The organism is Vibrio sp. 378, from assembly GCF_033339435.1.
On sequence record NZ_JAWOUO010000687.1, the window covers coordinates 1 to 643 of the forward strand.

Annotated in this window: 2 pseudogenes; one reads left to right on the plus strand and one right to left on the minus strand. The window is 45.7% G+C overall.

Annotation, left to right across the window (positions count from 1 at the left end):
* A pseudogene (gene vscU, locus R7Q48_RS28275) lies at nucleotides 1–433 on the plus strand (SctU family type III secretion system export apparatus subunit VscU); the annotation flags it as partial.
* 110 nt (nucleotides 434–543) lie between these two features.
* On the opposite strand, the pseudogene R7Q48_RS28280 reads toward vscU, so the two are convergent.
* Nucleotides 544–643 (minus strand): annotated as a pseudogene (locus R7Q48_RS28280) (LysR family transcriptional regulator); the annotation flags it as partial.

Consider the following 643-nt stretch of genomic DNA (forward strand, 5'->3'; position numbering starts at 1 on the left):
TGACCACACGAAGAAGCTCAAAATGAGCAAGGACGAAGTGAAACGCGAATACAAAGAGATGGAAGGCAGCCCTGAAATCAAAAGTAAACGCCGTCAGCTTCATCAAGAACTTCAAGCTTCTAATCAACGCGAAAACGTTAAGCGCTCCAACGTATTAGTAACAAACCCGACTCACATCGCGGTTGGTCTGTACTACAAAAAAGGCGAAACACCGTTGCCTGTCATCACTCTGATGGAAACCGATGCGATGGCTAAACGCATGATTGCAATTGCACGAGAAGAAGGCGTGCCAGTAATGCAAAAAGTGCCATTGGCGCGTGCGCTTTATGCCGACGGCAACGTTGACCAATACATCCCAAGCGAGTTAATTGAAGCCACGGCAGAAGTGCTCCGTTGGCTGGCGTCATTGGAATCTGATGGTACTCAAAGATAGCTTTATTCAAAGGGCAAAGTACGTTGCTTTGTCCTCAATAAAACTCAGGTTGATTTAACATTTCTAGCACGGATACGTCTGCAGAAAGCGCGTACGATTTACTTGTAAACCTAAAGCTCAGCGCGCTTTTCAATCAGAAAATCCATAAGGACGCGGATTTTCTTGGGCATGTTTTCACGTGAAGGGATATAGAGATAAAAGCCCGGAAAC